Origin of the sequence: Nostoc sp. ChiQUE01b, assembly GCF_034531255.1 — a bacterium.
Taxonomy (GTDB): domain Bacteria; phylum Cyanobacteriota; class Cyanobacteriia; order Cyanobacteriales; family Nostocaceae; genus Nostoc.
Window position 1 is genome coordinate 1 of the sequence record NZ_JAVRBM010000098.1, and the last position, 20,352, is coordinate 20,352.

The window sequence follows — 20,352 nt, forward strand, 5'->3', positions numbered from 1 at the left end:
TCCCTCATCCCCCTCATCTCCCTCATCCCCCTCATCTCCCTCATCCCCCTCATCCTCCTCACTCGATTGGGTGATTGCGGAAGTTAGCAGCTATCAAATAGAATCTTCCGTCACTCTTGCTCCCCGGATCGGAGTTTGGACGACTTTCACACCGGATCACCTCAGTCGCCATCAGACTTTAGAGAACTATTACAACATTAAAGCCAAATTATTACGTCAGTCTGAGTTGCAAGTGTTCAATGGCGATGATGCCTATTTGAGCCAGCTAGGTTTAAGTGCTTGGCCTGATGCCTATTGGACAAGTGTCAAAGGAAAAGATTTTCTGATTAGCAAAAAAGGCTTTTACATTGAAGACGGTTGGGTTGTGGAAAAATTGACCGCAACCTCTGCACCAGAACCGATTGTGAAGGTATCTACCTTGCGAATGGTGGGAGAACATAACCAGCAAAATCTTTTGATAGCAGTAGCAACAGCAAGATTAGCGGGAATTAATCGTGATGCGATCGCACGTGCAGTTCGGGAATTTCCTGGTGTTGCCCATCGTTTGGAGCATATCTGCACATGGGAAGGTATTGATTTCATTAACGACAGCAAAGCCACCAACTATGATGCTGCTGAAGTAGGTTTAGCATCTGTTAACAGTCCAGCGATTTTAATTGCTGGTGGAGAAGCTAAAGCAGGAGATGATACCGGCTGGCTAGCACAAATTCAAACCAAAGCTGCTGCTGTGTTATTGATTGGCTCTGCTGCACCCGCATTTGCCAAACGTCTCCGAGAGGTAGGGTATCATACTTACCATATTGTGGAAACTATGGAAAGGGCAGTTCCCAAGTCGGCAGAATTAGCCAAGCACTATCAAGCGCCTGTGGTGTTGCTATCTCCAGCTTGTGCGAGTTTTGACCAGTACCCAAATTTTGAGGTGCGGGGCGATCGTTTCCGTCATCTGTGCTTTGCTTGGGCAGGAGGTTGGAAACCCGCCAGAGTAGAACTTCCAGAACTTGAAAACTCTAGTCAAGAGTCCATAGTTCAAAGTCGATAAGCATTATTATGTCTACAAGTTCGTAGTCAGGACTTTAGTCATTGTTTTCTAAGTACTAAATTCCTGACTACAAACTCTCAAAACTAACTTGACAAAATACTAGAAAGATTATTTGGTACTAATTTAAATGTTTCATATCAATTCATCTGCTAATGATCGCAGGAGTTAAACAGATTGCCAATCTTACAGATGAACGACGTTGGATTCTCCAGTTTTTTAGTGCTCCTTGCCAAAAATATTATCTACTCACATGATAGACCTGCGGAATGTAGGCTCAAAGGTTCAACGGCTTACTCCGGTCAGTCGCATAAATTTTTTTGAAGTAAGCTGTTTAGCTCTCTAAAATTTCACTGCTAATCAAATGTCCTAATTGGAAATGATCAAACGTTTTATTAGATCACAAAACACTTTTGCAATAGCTCTAAGAGTTATGATGGGATTAATGGGATCAAGCCTCCCATCGACGAATATGTGTGGAAAGGGTTTGTGTTTTTCAAATTCTCTTTTAAGATAGTTGCTTAAATACCAAAGCGGTTCGCCGAATTCTTCGGATTCGTCAGCCCCCAATTCAATCAACAGTGATCTGCGTTTATCAATTTCAAGAGCAACTTTTTTGGCAAATTCGGCATTGCTTTGAGAGCTTTCGTCCGGTGGGTGATTAGCATCGAACCAAAGTACGTAGAGCGTGGAGACTAAAGTTCTTCTTTGCCAGATATGGGTGTTAGGAGAATCTAGAAATTCTAGCAGTAATTCTAAATTACTTGGACTAGCAAGCATCAAATCTTCGTCTTGTTGTGAGAAATGAAGCTCGTCGTTAATAGCCCAAGTTTCTAATTGTTGGCGAGATAGTGGGGGAAGCACGCTACTTCCACTACTAAAATCTGTGGAACCGCATTTGTCACAAGATTCAGACCATACGCGTGTTTCTTCAAATGCTGCGGTTAGTTCATCAAGACATCGCATTTCTTCATTGCCGCATTTTGCACATGAACGGGTTTGTTCGTATTTTTGAGATTTCATCATACACTGACTAGGCTTTAACAAATAGGCACATCTTTGCAACATCCAAACTACAATGCTGAAATCCTTACGTTTGACATCTACTCCATTTCTTGTCCTGCTAGCACTGATGTCTAGATGTTCTGACTTAGATCGTTTTGTAGTTTCGCCTTTTTTAGCTTACTTTAAATCTAGTTGCGCCAAGGTTCGCAACTCAATTCTCCGCGCTGTCATAAGCTCAGTTTATGATTCAAGCCCCAAACCCTGATTCTCTGGTAATCAAGCAGAGCTGCATCGCCATGTAGTATTTATAAGCTAAACGTAACTCCCAAGTTTTCTAGCAAACCATCACGAGAAAATCAGGCTTTTGGTCGTATACGCCGGAATCCTTGTTATGCAAAGGATAATCTCACACCACAAAAAAACAATTAGCGAATTTACGTAACCTGTACTTGTTTCATTCAGCAGATAATCTTAAAAACAATACGGTTGACATTTTGGGAAAATTACACACAAGTGCATTTTTTTTCAAGAGATAGTCCGGTTTGAGTAATCCACGCGCAACTTGAGACTTAGCTGTGGACGACGTTAGATGCTCCATTTGGAAGGAAAGTTTTTATTCATACTTATTTCCTCCAGTGTAAGAAGTAGAACGACGTTAATAATTAAAGGTTTATATTAAGCGGCTCTAGCCCTATTTTGAAGGCTAAAGCCTTCAAAATAGAGAAAAATATATTTTTTACATTACTTAACATACTTTAATTTATTCCTGCCTACTTACTTAAATATTTTTGGGACTTCAGCTAATTTTTAATAATATGAAAAGTCAGTGTTGACGCGATCGCAGAAACTTTAAACTTTAAGTTCATATCCTAAAATTACCTTGCTCTTTACCCTGTTAGGATATTAATCAGTGTAGGATATTCGCTTAATTTTTGATTATAAAAGTTGATGATTAATATTAATAAATTAAATAAAATTGACTTTCTAGTTTTGATTGCAATTGTAATTATTGGTCTTATACATTTGCCTTTTCCATTTGACGGAGATCAAGCATTTTTTCGGCTAGGTGCTTTGGAGATGCAACAAGGAAAGGTACTCTATCGTGATTTTTGGGATGTGAAGCAACCGGGGATTTTTTGCTTTTACTTTTTAGCAGGAACTTTCTTTGGTTTTAATGAGATTGGCATCCATCTCTTTGAACTTATTTATATGGTGTTTCTGTCTATAGTATTATTGCTGAGTCTAAAAAGCTATTTTCGGCATCCGATAATCGCAAGTCTAGTACCTTTGTTAACAGTTGGCGTTTACTATACTGTTTCACAACCTTGGCATCTTACTCAAGTGGAAGCACTGGTTAGTTTTCCTTTATTCATTTGTCTTTGGCTAACTTCTCAATCTTTTAAATATGAAGGAAAACAAAGATTCTTTCTACTTTTACTGTCAGGTTTTATTGGTGGAATTATCCTTATTTTTAAATTAATACTTTTGCTAATATTAATTTCATTTTGGCTAACTGTTTTGATATATTCTGTGCTAATCAAACGACAGAAAATTCAAAAAGCTTTTCTAGAAATATGTATTCCAATTTTTATGGGTATTATATTTCCTATTTTATTTATTGTTAGCTATTTTGCCTGGTTTAATAGTTTACCAATTTTGTATCAAACATTCTTTTTATATCCACCTCGGATTGTTGCTAATTCCAAATTTGACCCAAATGGGCTTTTTGCAGGAATAAAATGGTTCTTAAATAATTTTTATCCTCTACTTTTAGCCGCTACTGTTGGAGTGGATGTATCATTGCGTAAGTCTAAGAATATATTGACTTTGCTACTTGTGATTTGGTGTATTTTTGCTTGGGGTGTCATTGTTCTACAACGTGGAGCATTTTGGGAATACCATTATTTACTATTGTTTGTACCTATAGGTATTTTAGCAACTAAAGGATTAGATGTTTTATGGGAGTCTTTAAAAAAAATGATTTCACCATTTACTACAATCCTGCTAATATTTTTGTTTTTCTTGCCTTTATCGAACACTCTGATGAAAAAGAGTATTGTTCTGGTTAATAATAACTTTGCTTTAGCTGAAGATACAAGATTTAAATATCAAACTATTTTTAGAGAGAAATATTCATCTCTTCGTTCAGAGGCTGAATTTATCTCCCAACCAGGAAGTCTTCCTGGGAAGATTTATGTAGCTGGCGATCCATCTATTTACTACTTCTCCAATCGGACTCAGGCAACATCAATACGTGGTTGGGCACTTGAATATTTTCTGCCTGAGCAATGGACAAAACTTCTAGAAGAATTAGATTCATCTAAGCCTCCTTATATCTTTATTGATTATATTCAGCAGCCTACTATCAACATAAATTTCCCAATAATGATAGAATTTCTTGAGGGAAGATACCGTATTTTACGTCAAAATGATAACGGGATTTGGTATATTCGTTTGTAGATAAACGACTACAGAAGTTCTGAATCATTCATGATAAACAAGATCCCCGACAACATTTACGTAGTCGGGGATCTGCTGTTTGCAATTCTTTTAAAACCAGATGAATAAACTGTTTGTGTTGCTATAATCCTTACCAATCGTTTGCTTTAGTAAGCTGTCGCGCCTACAAATTGCACTATTTTCATTGTCAAGAAAAGCTGCAAACTCTCTCCCTTGCTCCCTGCCCCCTGCCCCCCTGCGGCCTCAATGTGCTTTCTTAAATGCTTAATAGCTTATCATCCCAGACTTCCAATTCCAAATCGCAAAGATAAATTAACCCGCTTTGAATTTGTGCGTAGGGGAAAGACGAAATGGTAAGCTGAAGAAAGTTATGAGGACGCAAATATGAATGACAAAAATCGTTCTCAATGGGACTTAGGCAGGTTTATTGAAACCCTGACTTACTTTGAGGTAATTCCTTTCTTTAACTGGGTACAGCAGTTAATCCAAGGTCGTTCTAAGGATAATCAATATATACCCAATGGAGGAAGAAATGTGGGTGTAATATTAGTAGCAGGTGCAACAGGTGGTGTCGGTAAACGAGTCGTGCAGCGATCGCTTCAACAAGGTTATAAAGTTCGCGCCCTAGTTCGAGATATTGACAAAGCGCGGTCAATTCTTGGTAATGATATAGATTTAGTAGTTGCGGATATCACGCAACCAGAAACTTTAACTCCTTTAGTTCTGTCTGATATCCAAGCTGTAATTTGTTGCACAGCAGTGCGTGTACAACCAGTTGAGGGAGACACAGCAGATAGAGCTAAATACTATCAAGGTGTTAAATTTTACCAGCCAGAAATTGTTGGTGATACTCCTGAAAATGTAGAATATCAAGGAGTCAAAAACTTAGTCCAAGCAGCAGCAAAATATTTATCCCAAGCGAAGGAAAAACTAATATTTGATTTTACCAAGCCATCGGCAGAATTAAAGGATAACTGGGGAGCGCTGGATGATGTTGTCATGGGTGGTGTGAGTGCCAGTAATATCCAATTAGTAGAAAATACAGCTTTATTTGCTGGTAATGTCTCCACCGCTAACTCTGGCGGATTTGCTTCTGTTAGAACGAAGAATTTTGATCCACCCTTCAACTTATCTAGTTACGAAGGTGTGAAATTGCGTGTCAAAGGTGACGGTCAACGTTATAAAATATTTCTACGGACAGATACACAATGGGATGGTATTGGCTATGGCTATTCTTTCGATACCGTAGCTAATACTTGGATAGATATTCACATTCCCTTTGCAGATTTGACTCCCGTATTTCGGGCAAAAGTTGTCAAAGATACGCCGCCAATTCAGGAAAGTAGAATTTGTTCATTCCAACTGATGTTGAGCAAATTTGAATACGATGGCGCTTTAAATCCCAAATTTTCCCCAGGTGGTTTTGCTTTCCAGTTGGAATCAATTAAAGCTTATGGCGGGACAGCTTTACCACAATTTCTCCTTGTCAGTTCAGCAGGTGTAACTCGTCCCAGGCGCCCTGGCATTAATTTAGATGAAGAACCGCCAGCAGTGAAATTAAATGACCAATTGGGAGGAATTTTAACTTGGAAGTTGAAGGGAGAAGATAGTTTAAGAGAGAGCGGAATTCCTTATACGATTATTAGACCTTGTGCTTTAACTGAAGACGCAGGGGGTAAGGAATTAATATTTGAGCAAGGTGACAATATTAGAGGCAAAATCAGCCGTGAGGATGTGGCAGAACTTTGCGTGCAAGCGCTAGAACTAGGAACAGCATCTAACGTCACATTTGAGGTTAAACAGGGAGAAAATACTGTCAACTCTATTGATTGGCAGAATTTATTTTCTAAGTTACAACCAGATGAAAGATGAAATATTTACAGATTTTCAGTCTGTAAATTATCTCAACCAAGTCTGGTTAGATAGACTGTTTTAACAAGTCAGCTATTTGGTATGAAAAAAATCAAGGTGCTAGTAATCGCCGGGATTTTAGTAACAATTATCTGGGGCAGTTTTTTTTCCAAAACTGCCTCATCACAGCAAGTAGAGTCCCGCATCAATAATTTAGAAGCGGACTTGAATCGTGTTGAGTTGCGGTTAAATCAGCTAGAGTCTCAGCTAGGTAAAACTCGGCAGTCTCCATCCTCAAGAACAACACTTACCCCACGACAATCAACTGGTTCCAGAAGGAACTTAGCACAGCAAGATCCAATGTTTGATCGGCTTGCAACTTTGGTAATTGAATTGAAGCAACAAGTTAATAAATTAGAGGAGCGAGTTGCTAAATTAGAATCACGCTAAATATTTAATCAAATTTCAATTTTTGTAGAAGTTCAGTGCTAATGGGTGATGTTGCCAGAATTGGATGCTTAATACCGCCCCAAATACTTCCAGTGCGGATACGGTGGGAAACTAATATTTCAGGAATTTGACTAGAGATTAAAACTTGTGGTGATGCAAGTTGACCGATGGTTCGTGCTCTGTTGTAATGATATGATTCTGATAGAGCCTGATCCAGTTGTTGAGCGATAATTTCTGGAGTTTCTTTTGCCGAATCTAATAATAGAATATAGTGTGGAGGATCGGCAATCGGTATCAAGCTTTTAAAATTAGTTCCTTGCAAGTTCAAGAGAGTCAGAGCATTATTGACAAAGGTTTCTTGCAACTTTTCGCCCACCAAATCGCTAATAGCTTGATGTCGTCCGAGAAACTCTAAACAGGGAGTGTGGCGATAGTAATGAGTTACCCGAATGCGATCGCCAATTCGATAACGATACAAACCTCCTTTCTGCGATAAAATAATCGTGTATTCCTTGCCAATGTTGAGTTGATGTAAAGCGTACAGGGAACCAGTCTCATCCTCGAACTCAAAAAATACTTCATCTAGAACTGGCACACATCCCCCAGCGACAATCAAGGGAATCGTCATTGGGGCTTCGGTTGCTAGTAGTCCTTTACCTTGAATGAATACACCCGGAAATTGCGATAGCGAGGCGCTGCTGCTAAAAGCAGAACGCAATCCTTGAGCTTGATCTGCTGCATTGGCACTATCCCAGCAAGAAATCAGCTTTAAATTTGGCCAGAGTTGCATCCAGGGAATATTACTTTCGCTGAGTAGTTGCAGACGATGATATGAAATTAAGTTATGTAATTCTCCTCGCAATAAATCCTGATTTTCTTGAATATATTTTAAATGTATTTGCAGAAAACTTGGACTCCAAATAGAAATAATTTCTAGTTTTTCAGCCTCTAATAATGCCAAAGCCAGTTGATGTTTAAACAAGTTCGCATCATGCAGTCGATTAAGTTTATTTGGCATCACCAACCAAGGGCGTAAAAACCAGCGCAACCAACCATCTAAATAATCTAAATCATCTTGTAAAGCTTGGCTATCTACTACATTTAATTGCGGCGAGATACAAGCATAAATCTTCCCTGTAGAAAATTTCGGGCCGTGTACAATCAAATCATGCGCCCATACACAGAACATTTGATTAAACGATCGCCGCAAAGATTGAGTATAAGGAATCCATTTTACTGCTCCACTACTACCAGAGGTTTTTTCATAGAATAAAATGGGTTCGGGAGTAAGGGAAATTTGCTGCTGTTTTTGATTTAAGTAGGGTTCGAGTGCATCATAATCTACAATTGGTACACGCTGCCAATCATCTACAGAATGAATCCCTAAAGTTTTACCATACTCACTCTTGATTAGGCGATCGCAAATCTCCCTTTTTACAGATGTCTGCATTAACTCTGGGTTATCCAAAGCTTGATGAAATCGCCTTGCCGTTGGTGCGAGTATTTGCCCAAAAAGCTGAATAATCGGACGCATTATTGCACCTTTTGATTAGGATAAAGGTTGCTGGCTGCTGGTAAATAAGAACCATCACCAATGACGACACCAGGAGCAAGATGAGATCCGGCTCCCACAAAAACATTGCTGCCAATCTTGACTTTTTTGACATACAACATTAAATTTTGCTTGCGGGGTTTAATGATGTGAGAATAGATACCGACACGATGCCCGATAACGACGCGATCGCCAATTTCTAATAAACTGCGATCGGCAATTTCTAAACCTGGTGTCCAGTAAACATCTCGCCCCACTTTAGCACCCCACAATCGCAACCAACAGGAAAATACCCCCGGAATTAATCGCAACACTGCTTCTAAAGCTGGAATGGCAATATAAATTGCCTGAATTTGATGACTACCCCACCAGGAATTATATTCTTTATTTTGTAAATAACTAATACCTTCCCGCACAGGATAAACCCATTCATGCAAGCGGTAAACTAGCACTGGTAGCCCATAAATAGAAAGGAACATCGCTAGAATGCTGAAAATATTGGGTGAATAGGCGAGGTAGACTATTGCTACTCCAATTATTATTAATACAATGGTGGGGAAAAACAAAAAAAATTTACTTGTAACTGTCATGTAAACGGAAATAAAAGTTTTTGTAACAAGTTTAAAGAGCTAGGAATTCCGATTATAGATGGCAACTTTTTGCTTTCATAATATGTTCCATGTAACTTATCCCAAATTTTCAGATTAGCTCCATAGTTATAATTATGGATTTCGCGGCAATGATGCCAAGCGTGATCCTGTGGTAAGATTAACCAAAGAGATAAAAGTTGAGAAAGCCAGCTACTTTCAGGAATTATCAAGCGGCTATGTCGCCATAAATCTAACGCAGAAGTTAGACTAACTCCAAGTACATAACCTGTTGGATCGGCTAACAGATACAAAAACAAAGTGTGTATCCATAAATAAATAATTAAGAAACTTGTCCAGAGTGTATTCCGGGAAGTTCCTAATACATCCATCTGAGTAACAGTATGATGGACTTGATGAACCTTCCAGAACAATTTAGTATGTAATAAACGATGATTCCAATAATATAAATAATCAATTATAACAAAACTGATAACAAAACTCGGAATTAATGATACTTTTAAATATCCTTGTTGACTGGGTAATAAATATTGATAAAACCAATAAACTAAATTAGCTTGTAGTAAGGGAATTAAAATTCCTTGAATCGTTAATCCTGTACCATCTAGCAACCAATCTTCACGACTTTTAACTTGAAGTTGAGTTCGTCCAACCTGATTGTTAAGAGTCCAACCAATTAATCCGATAAAAGAGCCAAAAATTAGTAGTTGTAAAAAATTTTGTATTTCCACTTGTGATTGCTCATCCTGATTTTAATTACTTACGAATTACGAATTACGAATTATTTTCAAACCCAAAATGTAACTTTTACTGATTGATTTGGCAATAAACGCGGATCTTCTCCACGAGATATAGCTGTTATAATTGACTCTACAAATATATGAATTGTGTCCGCAGGCGTATTATAAAATTGTGTACCATATTTAGCGATCGCTTCCCCTTGAATCCCCAAAATTTCCACATCTTGGTGGATAATGTGTTGAGCAGTCCACCGCACAAAAGGACGTGCTAACTTATTCCAAATACCGTAGTTGTAGGTGACATCCGTGTAAACCAGAGTTGAATTATCGGTTTCTGGAATAGATTGACTGGTAATAAACAAATGGCGATTATATGCCATTTTATATTCCACAGAGGTAATATTTGGCATATAAAAGCGATCGCTATGTTTAATCTCTGCACCCTGCAAATTCAGAAAACGGCTGTACCATCCCAAATTACTGTTTTCGTTGCGATACTCCACCAAAACCGAACCATTCTGGCGTTCAACAGTCATCTCTAGCTTTTGTTGACGGGAAGTACGGAAAACACCAGGATGAACAAAAGCCGTATGGGGAATATCAATAAAGTTCTCCGCACAATTGGTAACATTGTTAGCAAAACGGTTAATTACCCGCACCGTCTCCCATCCTGTTTCTCCGTAGTGAGGCATAGAAAAGGGTTCAAAATCAACACTTGGGGTATCGGCTAACCGCACATAAACATAGCCATCCTGCTCTTTGGTAGCGTAACACTTGGCTCGACGCTGTGAGGAAGGTTTGAAGTTATCTCCTTCGGCTGGAACAACAATAACATTCCCAACCCTGTCATATACCCAACCATGATAGGGACATTGTAAAGCACCGTCACAAACTTTACCTGTGGACAGACGGCTATTACGGTGTAAACAGCGATCGCGCAAAGCTACGGGTTGTCCATCTTCACCGCGAAATATCGCTAACCATTCCCCTAAAATGCTACGTGATAATACCTTGTTAGGTTGTAACTGTTCGCTGAGTGCGACAATGTACCAGAAATCTGCAAATTGCATAGTGGAAATTGGGAGAGAGCGTCCGAATTGAAAAAGGATTAACTTGTCGCAACTGCGAAGGATTGCAAAAGGTAGAGAAATATCAAGTGAAGATATGGAACTAGATTATATTAACTGTTAGTCTAAATTAGCAATGAGCCAGGAATATATGCCAAACTAAGATTACTGGGATAACTATTGGATAAATACACCCACCTTCGAGCTTACATCGGTAGAGAAACCGGATATGTCTCCCTTTCTGTTTCACATGACAGGTCACAATGCCATTCATGCAATTTTAAATGGTGAAGGAAGAGAAGAACCCTCTGTATCTCTTAATGAAAATTCACGTTATCAAGGTTTTATGTGGGAGCGAGAATGGAGATATCCAAGCGATGATGGATTGGAGTTTAATTACTCTGATATAAAGATCGTATGTTCTCCTCCTGAAGAAGCTGATGAAATAAAGGAAATTCTTAGTGAATATATTCACAATATACAATTCGTTAATGCATGGTCAGAGTATAACAATGTCACTGATTATCTTGCTAAAAGAGAAAGAGATAGCCAAATTAAAAACGTAACCAATGCAAGCAAACAAAAAATTTTATCTCTTGCGAATAAATCAATTAAACAAATGAAGCGTACAATGTTGGAACTTGAACGTTACTTGGAAGTGGTAAATACATTCGCAAGAGGTTCGGCTGAAGTCAAACAGCAGATTGAGAATTTAAGAAGACAAGTATCGGATAAGGAAGAAGAAATACAAAAATTACAACAAGAAAATAATTCTTAATTTTAATCAGTAGGTGCGAATACTTTGGGTTGACGCTAGTAAACCCAAAATTTCCAAAAACTGACAAGTGCGATATTAGGTAGGATCAAAACAGATTGTCAATTTAATATGACAAATATTTAACTCACTATAAACATCGAAGACTTTAAATAAAAGTCTATTTCCACCCCTAAAAAGTCACTAAACGTATCATGGCTTCTAACAAAATAAGGCTCTTGCTGCCCTTCACAATATGAGTAAGTTGGTGGATTATCACCTTCTGACAGCCTGAAAAAGCTAAACTGATAACCCTGGTGCATGAAAAATACAAAAGCATCCTCTGGCAAAGCTTCAGGAAAATCATTTTCTACCAAAAGTTCTTTAGCCCATTCTTGAATTTGCGGTAGATGCTGGTAGAAGCAATCAGAACCACGCAAAAACTTACCTGCACCATGCCCCATCATCTTGAGAAAATCTTTGTAAATACTGGGCAAAGTAATACCTTGTTGTTGTTCAAATTGAATTATTTCCAAATCTGAACATGGCGAAAGCTGATTTTCGTTAAAAATAAGCTGAAGTGGTTTGGGTAAATTGCGAATTGACATTTATACCGACTCCTTTACGCAATGTTTCCGTGATGTACATTTAGCTGAATGTTCGGGAAAGTTTGCCTAAACTGCTTAATGACATACTCACACGAATCACATGGCTCTCTTTCGGTGAATAACTCAATCTTACCCTTTACTTCTCTATTATTTGTATATTTCTGGGCGATCGCTTCTAATATTTTGTACTCTGAGTCTAAGTCTCTTCGGTGTCCGGTAACTTCAAAGGTTTTAAACATCGGTTGATTCGGTACAACAACCGCTCCGTCTCGTAAGAGCTTACCACTAAAGGCGAATAGCTCGGTAAACGTCTCATCTACCCATACTCTAGCAATAGCAACATTTCGGGCTGGTGCTGGCACGTTACAAGTTTTACGAATTTCTGCGACGCGCTCTAACCAATCCATACTTGCTCTTTTAGTTGTTTTTAAATCATTATCTAAACTCTACGAATTTCAATATTCTCTGTAACATCAACCTGACAAGCTAACCGAACATTCGGAATATTAGCTGCTAACGTCTCCAGCATTTCCTGTTCATCAGGTTGGGGAGGAGGAATATCACCAATAACCTCGACCAAACAAGTGCCACAAATACCAGTCCGACAACCAAATAAAACAGGTGAATTCTGAACCGTGAGATGTTCAGACAAACTTTGATGGCATTCCAGAGTGATCGGAACAAAATCACTTCCCGGAAACGATATGTTACAGAAGTCAGTCATAATACGCAACAATCTTACCTAAACAACACTCTTGCATTCCTCTCTACGACTCTGCGTTTTTGCGTGAACTAAAAACAAATCATCTCGCTGTTCAAAACCTTGAAAAGCCATTTGTTGATTTGCTAAATATCGAGAAATTGAATTAGTAGCCATCAGCGACATATCCCGATTACGTTGCCAAAGATAATCGAGTTTTTCAACATACACCTGATAAGATTTCATCGCTTCCTGATGAGTTGAAAAACTGCGCTGTAATCCTTCTGACTCTTCCGTAAAACAACGCTGCATCATTTCTTTAGCATCCTTGTCACTCATCTCAAAAATAGGCGATCGCAACACCCGATAAATCTTGCTATACAGTGCCGGATCGTACCAAAAAATCCCGTTTATCGCCGCAGAAAAATGAAAATGATCGCGCTGACATCCCAGCAATCCTAAATTAGCAACTAGTCGCTCAAACGCAGTTGGTGGCTTAAGGCAGGTGATAACATCGTGAGATATAATTGTCGAACTATTGAAGTGAAAACTTTCATCGAGAAAGTGATAATAGGAAACTTTAGCAGGAATTGGAGCAACTTCAGGATGGGGATGTTTTTGATAATAATTGCTGAGTTTGTGCTGTACTAACTTACCGTTTAGTGTCCGCACTCCCCGGACTGTGAAATACTGACAAGCTAAAAAAGTATTATTGGCAGAAATCAGCCCAAAGTATTGAAGTTGAATTTTTTTCCACCAAGTTTTTAGGGCATTGGTGTCAGCATAAACCATCGTTTCTGTAAAGGGACCGCGCATCGGGTAGGTAAAGATAAGTTCCCCAAACAACGCTTGTTCAACCTGTTTGGCAATTGTGCGGAAGGCGTTAATGTGCGATCGCTCTTGGGAAGATTCCAAATCTAATGTATCGCAGATTAAGCGAAAATCTTCTTGAGCGTAAAGTCCGGCTGCACTGGTTTGATTGAAAAAGATAGTGGCTATTTCAGCAGAAACAATTTGTGAGTAGTAAGCTACCCAGTAAAGTTGGTTCAAAATTATACGCTGATGTTGACTGGACTGTTCCCATAAAGGTGTACCATATAGCAGGGAAAATTCCTCTGGATTCCAATACTCGTTTTGACAATCTTCATAGCGAAAATTGGTAACTGCTTCATCCATTAAAGCAGTATGATCTTGCTGTTTGTTGCGGGTGTGGTTAATTTGTAATTTGCGATGAATAGTTTTTTCCATATCCGTTTTTATTTCACGCAGAGATAAGATTGATATTTATTACACACATTGATGGGCGGGGAGGGGCTCAAAGGCTCCACGTTCTTCTAAATTTTGCAGGATAGACTGGGCTGATTTTATCCCCATGAGCGATCGCAATATTTGTAATCGCGTTCCACTGTGAGTCTCTGTATCTAGTTCTTGTAATACTTGGATTTTTTGCGATCGGGTCAGATATCCTTTCACTTGTTCGACTGCTGTTAGTATACTTTGCGGCCCCACCTGTACCATAAACAAAAACTGTGCCAATACATCAAGAATTGTTGTTTGACTCAATGCTGAAACAGTAATTTGATTAAATAAGGTGGTTCCTGTAGCGTGATGACGGGATTCAGATTGTAAAAAACTAGAAAAAAGTTCTGCTAAAACTGGATAGCGACATTCTTTCGCTAAACGCCGATAATGGCTTAAACCCCATCCTTCTAAAATGACTTGTAGCACAAATAACAAAACTGTTTTATCTGCACTTTCAACCACTTCTGATAATAAGCGCAAAAACGGATCGTCCGTGCTAGTTACTTCCGTTTCTGGTAAAAAATGGCTAATTTGATGAACGTGGGTAGCTTCATCAGCCGTAAACAGTCCATAAAGCATTCGTTCTTCAACTGTTTCTGCTAACAGTACCATTTTTGCCATGTACCCAACGCCTGCTTTTTCTATGAAATATGATTCTTCTAACAGACTACGATTGGCAAGTTCCAGAATAGCAGATTGTTCATTAATATTAGATTCTTGAAAAATTTTGACTTGATGTAAGTTGAAAAATTCAGCATCCCAATAATTTAATTTTGGGTAAGTAGCAAAATTATTTTGATTAGGTAATGCTGCTGTTAATATCCGTCGTAAAAAGTCATCAGAATCTTTATATGGTAGGTCAAAACCGGCAGTATTATATTTTAAATCCATTTTTTTCCTGTCCAATTTGGGTTTGAATATTTGGATAATTAACAGTATGCCAAGTTATCCAGCTTAAGGCTTTCTGTTGATTAATATGCTGAATAAATTGCAAAATAGATTGATCTGCTTTGGTGGGAGTTTTCAAATCAAACTGAATTGTCTGGAATACCTGTGTATCCCCTTTTGCAAAGTAATTCCCAACCTGCTGAGTTAACCATAATAAACCACGATTTAAAACCCATCCCCAAAATCTAGGACGTTTGGGAGTCACAAGAATTGTTTGCCCCTCAGTTTTACCACCTTCGATCATTCGCAGCGCAAATATAATGTAGAAGTGCAGGAAATCTGGCCCTAGTGTCACAGTGCCAGTGCTGCCATACCAATAGCACATACTATAAGTAACTTCGTTGCGGTATAGAGGACGAATCAGGCGAATTAACCAGGAATCATCCCCTCCCCGTGTAGTGTTGCTGAATGTAATAGCGTTGGGGTTGAGGTTTTGGAAATCAAATACAATTTCTAAGGGCAAATTGTGTACTGTATTGAAATGGTGAGCATCAATTGCATTAATTAGTAAGACATTGGGATGGCAGTTTTTGACAAATCGAGACCCCAATATATAATCACAATCTGCCTGTTCTAGTTCTGGTACAAAGGGTAGCGAATTTGGCTTTTCTTCTCCCGCCCAAACCCAAATCATGCCGTACTTTTCCGCCGTGTGCCAAGTTTTAATACACACAGGTAGCGGTTTTTCGAGAGAAGGAATATCTACACAAATTCCGCCACTGTCATACTTCCAATTATGAAAAAAGCAGCGAATTCCATCACCTTCTACCTTACCTTCTGCTAAATGAGCGCCCATGTGTGGACAATAAGCATCCACCACCACTACTTCACCACTGACTCCCCGATAAATTGCCAAATTTTTACCCAGCAGTGTTACCGCTTTCACCTGGCTAACTTTTAATTCTCTCGAAGGTAATGCCCAGTACCATCCCTCCACAAATTGTGTCGGATTGTTAAAGTTTGATTGTGGGTTTGTAGATCCCATAAAATTTAAATTAGAACACAATCTTGCACAAAATTTAACGATGATTCTGACTCCCACATCCGTTTTCCAGCACGGGTGAGATTCTCATAGTTAATTTCAGTTAAACAAACTAATTCATCCCCTAACCGATAGCCAGGGTTTTTTTCCTCAAAAAACTGGATATGAGGATTAGTCTGTCGTCCTGATGGAATTTCAATCAGCCCTTCCCGTAAAATTTGGGGATGCGGAAACCTGACAATACCGTTTGCTTCTTGGTATAAGTTACCATAATATTCCTGTGCCAAATTACCCATTAGATTCTTAACATCGGCAGGTGTTGTGACATCATAACGGGGGTAGAAATCTTGCCAAAAGGTAGGGAGAAAACGATAAGTGCGAAAGCCAGAACAAATTAGCAACCAGTAAAGTTTATTTTCTGCATAATGTTGACGCAGAAAATTGATGGCGGCAATCCAACTACGTGGTAGTGTTGTACTCGACCAAGCACTAGGATCAACAATAGTGTCGCCGGAATATACCACACTAATTTTTTCTCCCAAAAAGGTCTTTTGGCATAACATCAAAGTTGAAAATCCTTTGAGTGCATTGGATGTTTCATCTCTCAACAACAAAACCCAGTTTTTGCGCTCTAGATCAATTTCAAACCCATCCCAGGTTATACCTTGAAAGTGATTTTGCAGCAGCGCATACATGGCGATGCGATCGCTTGGTTGCAAATTTTGAACAGGAATCAGCAAACTCTTCATTATTCGGAAATTACTTAGATTAAATTGGATAAATGTGTTTATTTAACACTTTATTAACCAATTTGGTAAAATTACGGCGTAGTGTGACAGATTCCAAAATGGTTAGTAATGAATTAGACTTTTCAAACAACCTCTTAGGTTAAGAAACTGAACATTACCAAAGCTTTTGTTGGGTTACGCTGTTGCTAATCTAACCTACTATTCTACACCCCTATTTTTTGACCATCGAGACGGTTTTAGCTGATTTACATACTCCATATATTCAGCTAATGGCCGATCAATACTAAGGAGCAACTTTGGATTAAAGCGAATATTGTCGTAAATTTTGCCATCCTCATCTCTGAGCATATAGTAAGCTAACCGAGTACAGAATAGCAAAAACTGACTTTGCAGATATCCCAGAATACCCTGACGTTTTTCAGTTACATAAATCGGTTGAATGATCGTTCTTCCAGGTGCAATTGGAGTATAAGCATATATCATATATAGTGGGGGAAAAAGCTTAACATCCTTCATCATTGTTAATAAACCAATGCAACCATGAGCATAACGCATTGAATACTGATATGTAGAACCAAGAAATCTTTGACCTAACTTTTCTCTCCAAGTAGTTTGAGGGAATTGTCCCCGCATTGTGAAGTCAATTTGTGTGCCTAACTCACTGCGATGTAGCGATAAATCCATTTTGATATCTAAATGATGAATTGTTTTTAAATGTTGAGCATCAATTCCATTCATCATACAGATATGGTGATGGCAACTTCTTACAAATGCAATATCAGCTTTTGCAACAATTTCTTTTCCCTTCAATTCATCATAATCAGCCACTCTCTCGGGTGCTTCAGCATCAGGATAAATCCAGATAAATCCATACTTTTCCTCTGTTGCATAAGCTTGTAATTTAGCTTGAGTAGGAATTTCTGATTGACAGGGAATATTTTGACAAAGCCCTGTTTCATCAAATGCCCAATGATGAAATGTACAACGAATCCAATTCCCATCAACCTTCCCAATTCCTAAATCTGTTCCCAAATGAGGGCAGTAAGCATCTAAAGCCCGCACTTGCCCATCTCCACCTCTAAAAATGGCAATTTTATGACCGCATACTTCTACAGATTTTGCTGTTTTTTTAGGTATTTCATGACTAGGACAGGCAATATACCAACCCTTAGCGATTACATTCCAGTTGTTAAATATTTGCATAATTGTTTGATAAATAATTATTTCATATTTCTTGTCGTTGGCGAATATCATCTTGATATTTACCCGTCCAAATTCTAAATAACATTTTACCTAAACAGTAGGAAGCCCGCCAATAAAAAACAGCATCTTGTAAATCAATATGGCTATGCTCAAATAAAAAATGTCCGGCTAATCCCAATAATTGAGTTAACGGTAATCCTAAGAGTAACCAAAAGTTTTGCAACTTCCAAGTATAAAAGAGTAAGCCGTAAAAAAATAATATTCCCAGAATGTGTAGAGTAATATTAATCGGATGCTGATGTTTAAGAATAAAGATATCCCAATAGTCTGTAAAAGGATGATCCAGAATTTGATTATTAATCTAATCTTTTAACTTTTGTTGAAGATTATAATAATTCATGTCAAAACCTTCTAGAATAAATCCTTATTTAGTGCGATCGCTGGCAACACCACCCAGATATCTCAACCGTCCGCTCGATCAACTTGTTATCTTGCTGGCACAACTCAAGACCTATAGTGCAAGTACTAAACGAAGACCTTGATCAACAAGCACCATTACGCGATCGCTTACTTGGCTTACCTGCTCCATCAAAAACGACTTGTCCACAGTAATCACTTGGGAAACATTCACAACCGAGTTTTGGGGTAAACCAGTTTCATCTGTTGTCACCAAAATATTGCCTGGAGCTTCAGCCAGCCGCAGATTAGTTGTGAGTACAGCAGCAATCACAGTCCGAATTCGGCTACGATTAAACTCATCTGACTGAATGATCAGAACTGGTCTACGATATCCTGGTTCGGAAGCAACAGGCATTGGCAGGTCTGTCCACCAAATTTCACCTCGCTGCATCACCAATTTTCCTCAGATATAGTATGCGCTTGTAGCTTTACAAACAATGGATCAAGACTGCTATCTTCATCAGCATATACAGCATCTAACTGTTGAGTAATTTCATCCCGTTTATGCGATCGCAAGTATTCTTGAAGTGCCACAGCATAAAGCTGACTACGGGATAAACCCATGCGTTTTGCAAATTCTTCAGCAGCCGCAAAGAGAGGGTCAGGAATTGAAATCGCTGTTTTCATAGTTTGGTATAACTTGAGTTATACCTTGATCATACAAGATCGGCGATCGCATTAGTCAAGATATAATTTTCAGGAGTAAGCAATATAATTTATACGTTAATAGTCATTGTCAGCCACACAAATACCTTTACATTTAATGCCGTTCGTAGCAGTACGCTGACAATGAGAACATAGAACTTTTTCGTTTTCTGTTTCTTGATTTATCTCTATACTAGTGCTTGCCTGTAGCTTGTCTTTTTCAGTCTGAACTTTTTCACTCATAAGAATGGAGGGATTTTTTGCTGTTTAAATTTTACAAGTTATTTACGAGTGATTATTGGTGAGGCACTATTTAATATATAGGAATCATATTTGATTTCTGAAATTATCTACGTAGCTGGGGAGTAGGGAGTAGGGAGTAGGGAATAGGGCTGAAGGCTTTTCGAGTTGTACGGAGTTTTTTCACGCAATCAAATCATAGTCCTATAGCAAACTCATACCTGTACTGAATAAAGCGATCGCTCCACCCGGCGTAGGTATCACACTATGTTATAAAATAGGTGAAAGCTCAATCCTAACTCTGTACTCATGAGTCTCCATCCCCTCTTGAAATTTGATATTTCTGAACTCAGCATTGCAGAACGTATCCAACTGGCTGAAGATTTATGGGACAGTATCTTAGAACAGCAAGAGGAACTGCCCTTAAGTTCAACACAACAACAGGAATTAGATCGACGGTTAGAAAATTACGAGAAAAACCCTACAAGTGGTTCTAGTTGGGAAGAGGTTAAAAAACGGTTAGGATTCTCTTAATGAACTATAACCTGATTATTCAGCCAGAAGCAGAATATGATATTCAGGATGCTTTTGAGTGGTACGAATCTCAAAATCCAGGTTTAGGCTCTGAATTTGTCCGTGCTGTTGATGCTTGTCTGTCAGGAATTGGACGACAACCCCTTGCTTACCAAATCATCCACAAACATGTAAGAAGAGCATTAATCCGTCGATTTCCATATATAATTCTCTACGTTTTTGACCAAGATACAGTTTTTGTACTTGCTTGCTTCCATGCAAAACGCAATCCAAAACAGTGGTTGGATAGAATTGAATAAAATTTCTCTTCACAGCGATAATATTACTGTTGGGTTGCGTTACTTAACCCAAGCTACAAGAACAGCGATCGCACTAACGTTCCTAATCAGCGATCGCTTCGCTGTAGGATCTAGCTTGCGTTCGGATGCAGTGATTTGTTAGACCTCCGCTTGATTGGGA

At 38.6% G+C, this 20,352-nt stretch carries 25 protein-coding genes; 9 read left to right on the forward strand and 16 right to left on the reverse strand.

The window, feature by feature from the left end:
• On the forward strand, positions 1-1,039 hold a 1,039-nt coding region (murD, locus tag RMY63_RS35765), incomplete at its 5' end, for a UDP-N-acetylmuramoyl-L-alanine--D-glutamate ligase (protein WP_322733239.1).
• Positions 1,040-1,405: 366 nt separating this feature from the next.
• Here the strand turns inward: murD and RMY63_RS35770 are convergent.
• Positions 1,406-2,062 (reverse strand): hypothetical protein, encoded by a 657-nt coding sequence (locus RMY63_RS35770; protein ID WP_322733240.1) that lies wholly within the window; start codon positions 2,060-2,062, stop codon positions 1,406-1,408.
• 927 nt (positions 2,063-2,989) lie between these two features.
• Here RMY63_RS35770 and RMY63_RS35775 point away from each other — a divergent pair.
• The 3 genes from RMY63_RS35775 to RMY63_RS35785 all read left to right on the forward strand — a co-directional run bounded on the left by RMY63_RS35775 (position 2,990) and on the right by RMY63_RS35785 (position 6,802).
• Positions 2,990-4,501, forward strand: coding sequence for a hypothetical protein (locus tag RMY63_RS35775; protein WP_322733241.1), 1,512 nt, complete (start codon positions 2,990-2,992; stop codon positions 4,499-4,501).
• A gap of 384 nt (positions 4,502-4,885) precedes the next feature.
• A complete protein-coding gene (locus RMY63_RS35780; protein WP_322733242.1) occupies positions 4,886-6,373 on the forward strand; it encodes a CIA30 family protein in 1,488 nt (495 codons plus the stop codon).
• Between the two features lie 81 nt (positions 6,374-6,454).
• Positions 6,455-6,802 (forward strand): hypothetical protein, encoded by a 348-nt coding sequence (locus tag RMY63_RS35785; RefSeq protein WP_322733243.1) that lies wholly within the window; start codon positions 6,455-6,457, stop codon positions 6,800-6,802.
• A 4-nt stretch (positions 6,803-6,806) separates the two neighbouring features.
• On the opposite strand, the gene RMY63_RS35790 is transcribed toward RMY63_RS35785, so the two are convergent.
• The 4 genes from RMY63_RS35790 to RMY63_RS35805 all read right to left on the reverse strand — a co-directional run bounded on the left by RMY63_RS35790 (position 6,807) and on the right by RMY63_RS35805 (position 10,772).
• The gene (locus RMY63_RS35790; RefSeq protein ID WP_322733244.1) at positions 6,807-8,336 is read right to left on the reverse strand and encodes a GH3 family domain-containing protein; all 1,530 of its coding nucleotides are present in this window, start codon (positions 8,334-8,336) and stop codon (positions 6,807-6,809) included.
• On the reverse strand, positions 8,336-8,833 hold the full coding sequence (locus tag RMY63_RS35795; RefSeq protein ID WP_322733245.1) for a DapH/DapD/GlmU-related protein: 498 nt from the start codon (positions 8,831-8,833) through the stop codon (positions 8,336-8,338). Before RMY63_RS35795 ends, RMY63_RS35790 begins: the two co-directional genes overlap by 1 nt.
• Positions 8,834-8,940: 107 nt before the next feature.
• Positions 8,941-9,693: a sterol desaturase family protein gene (locus RMY63_RS35800; RefSeq protein ID WP_322733246.1), complete on the reverse strand. Its 753-nt coding sequence runs from the start codon at positions 9,691-9,693 to the stop codon at positions 8,941-8,943.
• 56 nt (positions 9,694-9,749) lie between these two features.
• Entirely contained in the window at positions 9,750-10,772 is a 1,023-nt protein-coding gene (locus RMY63_RS35805; RefSeq protein WP_322733247.1) for an aromatic ring-hydroxylating dioxygenase subunit alpha, read from the reverse strand.
• Positions 10,773-10,998: 226 nt separating this feature from the next.
• On the opposite strand from RMY63_RS35805, the gene RMY63_RS35810 reads away from it, so the two are divergent.
• Positions 10,999-11,547, forward strand: coding sequence for a hypothetical protein (locus RMY63_RS35810; protein WP_322733248.1), 549 nt, complete (start codon positions 10,999-11,001; stop codon positions 11,545-11,547).
• A 119-nt stretch (positions 11,548-11,666) separates the two neighbouring features.
• Here RMY63_RS35810 and RMY63_RS35815 read toward each other — a convergent pair whose 3' ends face one another.
• The 9 genes from RMY63_RS35815 to RMY63_RS35855 all read right to left on the reverse strand — a co-directional run bounded on the left by RMY63_RS35815 (position 11,667) and on the right by RMY63_RS35855 (position 18,376).
• Entirely contained in the window at positions 11,667-12,131 is a 465-nt protein-coding gene (locus RMY63_RS35815; RefSeq protein ID WP_322733249.1) for an SMI1/KNR4 family protein, read from the reverse strand.
• A 14-nt stretch (positions 12,132-12,145) separates the two neighbouring features.
• A complete protein-coding gene (locus RMY63_RS35820; protein ID WP_322733250.1) occupies positions 12,146-12,538 on the reverse strand; it encodes a deaminase domain-containing protein in 393 nt (130 codons plus the stop codon).
• A gap of 32 nt (positions 12,539-12,570) precedes the next feature.
• Entirely contained in the window at positions 12,571-12,855 is a 285-nt protein-coding gene (locus tag RMY63_RS35825) for a 2Fe-2S iron-sulfur cluster-binding protein (protein ID WP_322733251.1), read from the reverse strand.
• Positions 12,856-12,873: 18 nt separating this feature from the next.
• Complete coding sequence (locus tag RMY63_RS35830) at positions 12,874-14,079, reverse strand: P-aminobenzoate N-oxygenase AurF (protein ID WP_322733252.1); 1,206 nt, start codon at positions 14,077-14,079, stop codon at positions 12,874-12,876.
• 39 nt (positions 14,080-14,118) lie between these two features.
• On the reverse strand, positions 14,119-15,024 hold the full coding sequence (locus tag RMY63_RS35835) for a ferritin-like domain-containing protein (RefSeq protein ID WP_322733253.1): 906 nt from the start codon (positions 15,022-15,024) through the stop codon (positions 14,119-14,121).
• On the reverse strand, positions 15,008-16,066 hold the full coding sequence (locus tag RMY63_RS35840; protein ID WP_322733254.1) for an aromatic ring-hydroxylating dioxygenase subunit alpha: 1,059 nt from the start codon (positions 16,064-16,066) through the stop codon (positions 15,008-15,010). The genes RMY63_RS35835 and RMY63_RS35840 overlap by 17 nt, the downstream gene beginning before the upstream one ends.
• A gap of 5 nt (positions 16,067-16,071) precedes the next feature.
• Positions 16,072-16,812 carry a hypothetical protein gene (locus RMY63_RS35845; RefSeq protein WP_322733255.1) on the reverse strand — a complete coding sequence of 247 codons (741 nt, stop codon included), beginning with the start codon at positions 16,810-16,812 and terminating at the stop codon, positions 16,072-16,074.
• A 198-nt stretch (positions 16,813-17,010) separates the two neighbouring features.
• On the reverse strand, positions 17,011-18,015 hold the full coding sequence (locus RMY63_RS35850) for an aromatic ring-hydroxylating dioxygenase subunit alpha (protein WP_322733256.1): 1,005 nt from the start codon (positions 18,013-18,015) through the stop codon (positions 17,011-17,013).
• A 22-nt stretch (positions 18,016-18,037) separates the two neighbouring features.
• Positions 18,038-18,376 carry an Mpo1-like protein gene (locus RMY63_RS35855; protein WP_322733277.1) on the reverse strand — a complete coding sequence of 113 codons (339 nt, stop codon included), beginning with the start codon at positions 18,374-18,376 and terminating at the stop codon, positions 18,038-18,040.
• 37 nt (positions 18,377-18,413) lie between these two features.
• Between RMY63_RS35855 and RMY63_RS35860 the strand changes: the two genes are divergently transcribed.
• Complete coding sequence (locus tag RMY63_RS35860) at positions 18,414-18,557, forward strand: hypothetical protein (protein WP_322733257.1); 144 nt, start codon at positions 18,414-18,416, stop codon at positions 18,555-18,557.
• Here the strand turns inward: RMY63_RS35860 and RMY63_RS35865 are convergent.
• Both RMY63_RS35865 and RMY63_RS35870 read right to left on the reverse strand, forming a co-directional pair.
• Complete coding sequence (locus RMY63_RS35865; protein ID WP_322733258.1) at positions 18,527-18,865, reverse strand: type II toxin-antitoxin system PemK/MazF family toxin; 339 nt, start codon at positions 18,863-18,865, stop codon at positions 18,527-18,529. The genes RMY63_RS35860 and RMY63_RS35865 overlap by 31 nt on opposite strands.
• Positions 18,865-19,101, reverse strand: coding sequence for a ChpI protein (locus RMY63_RS35870; RefSeq protein WP_322733259.1), 237 nt, complete (start codon positions 19,099-19,101; stop codon positions 18,865-18,867). Before RMY63_RS35870 ends, RMY63_RS35865 begins: the two co-directional genes overlap by 1 nt.
• Before the next feature lie 567 nt (positions 19,102-19,668).
• On the opposite strand from RMY63_RS35870, the gene RMY63_RS35875 reads away from it, so the two are divergent.
• From RMY63_RS35875 to RMY63_RS35885, 3 genes are read left to right on the forward strand one after another with little or no spacing between them, the layout of a single operon-like run.
• A complete protein-coding gene (locus RMY63_RS35875; RefSeq protein WP_322733260.1) occupies positions 19,669-19,893 on the forward strand; it encodes an addiction module protein in 225 nt (74 codons plus the stop codon).
• Positions 19,893-20,192: a type II toxin-antitoxin system RelE/ParE family toxin gene (locus RMY63_RS35880; RefSeq protein ID WP_322733261.1), complete on the forward strand. Its 300-nt coding sequence runs from the start codon at positions 19,893-19,895 to the stop codon at positions 20,190-20,192. Before RMY63_RS35875 ends, RMY63_RS35880 begins: the two co-directional genes overlap by 1 nt.
• Positions 20,185-20,334, forward strand: a complete 150-nt coding sequence (locus RMY63_RS35885; RefSeq protein ID WP_322733262.1) for a hypothetical protein — start codon at positions 20,185-20,187, stop codon at positions 20,332-20,334. The genes RMY63_RS35880 and RMY63_RS35885 overlap by 8 nt, the downstream gene beginning before the upstream one ends.
• Positions 20,335-20,352 lie beyond the last annotated feature (18 nt).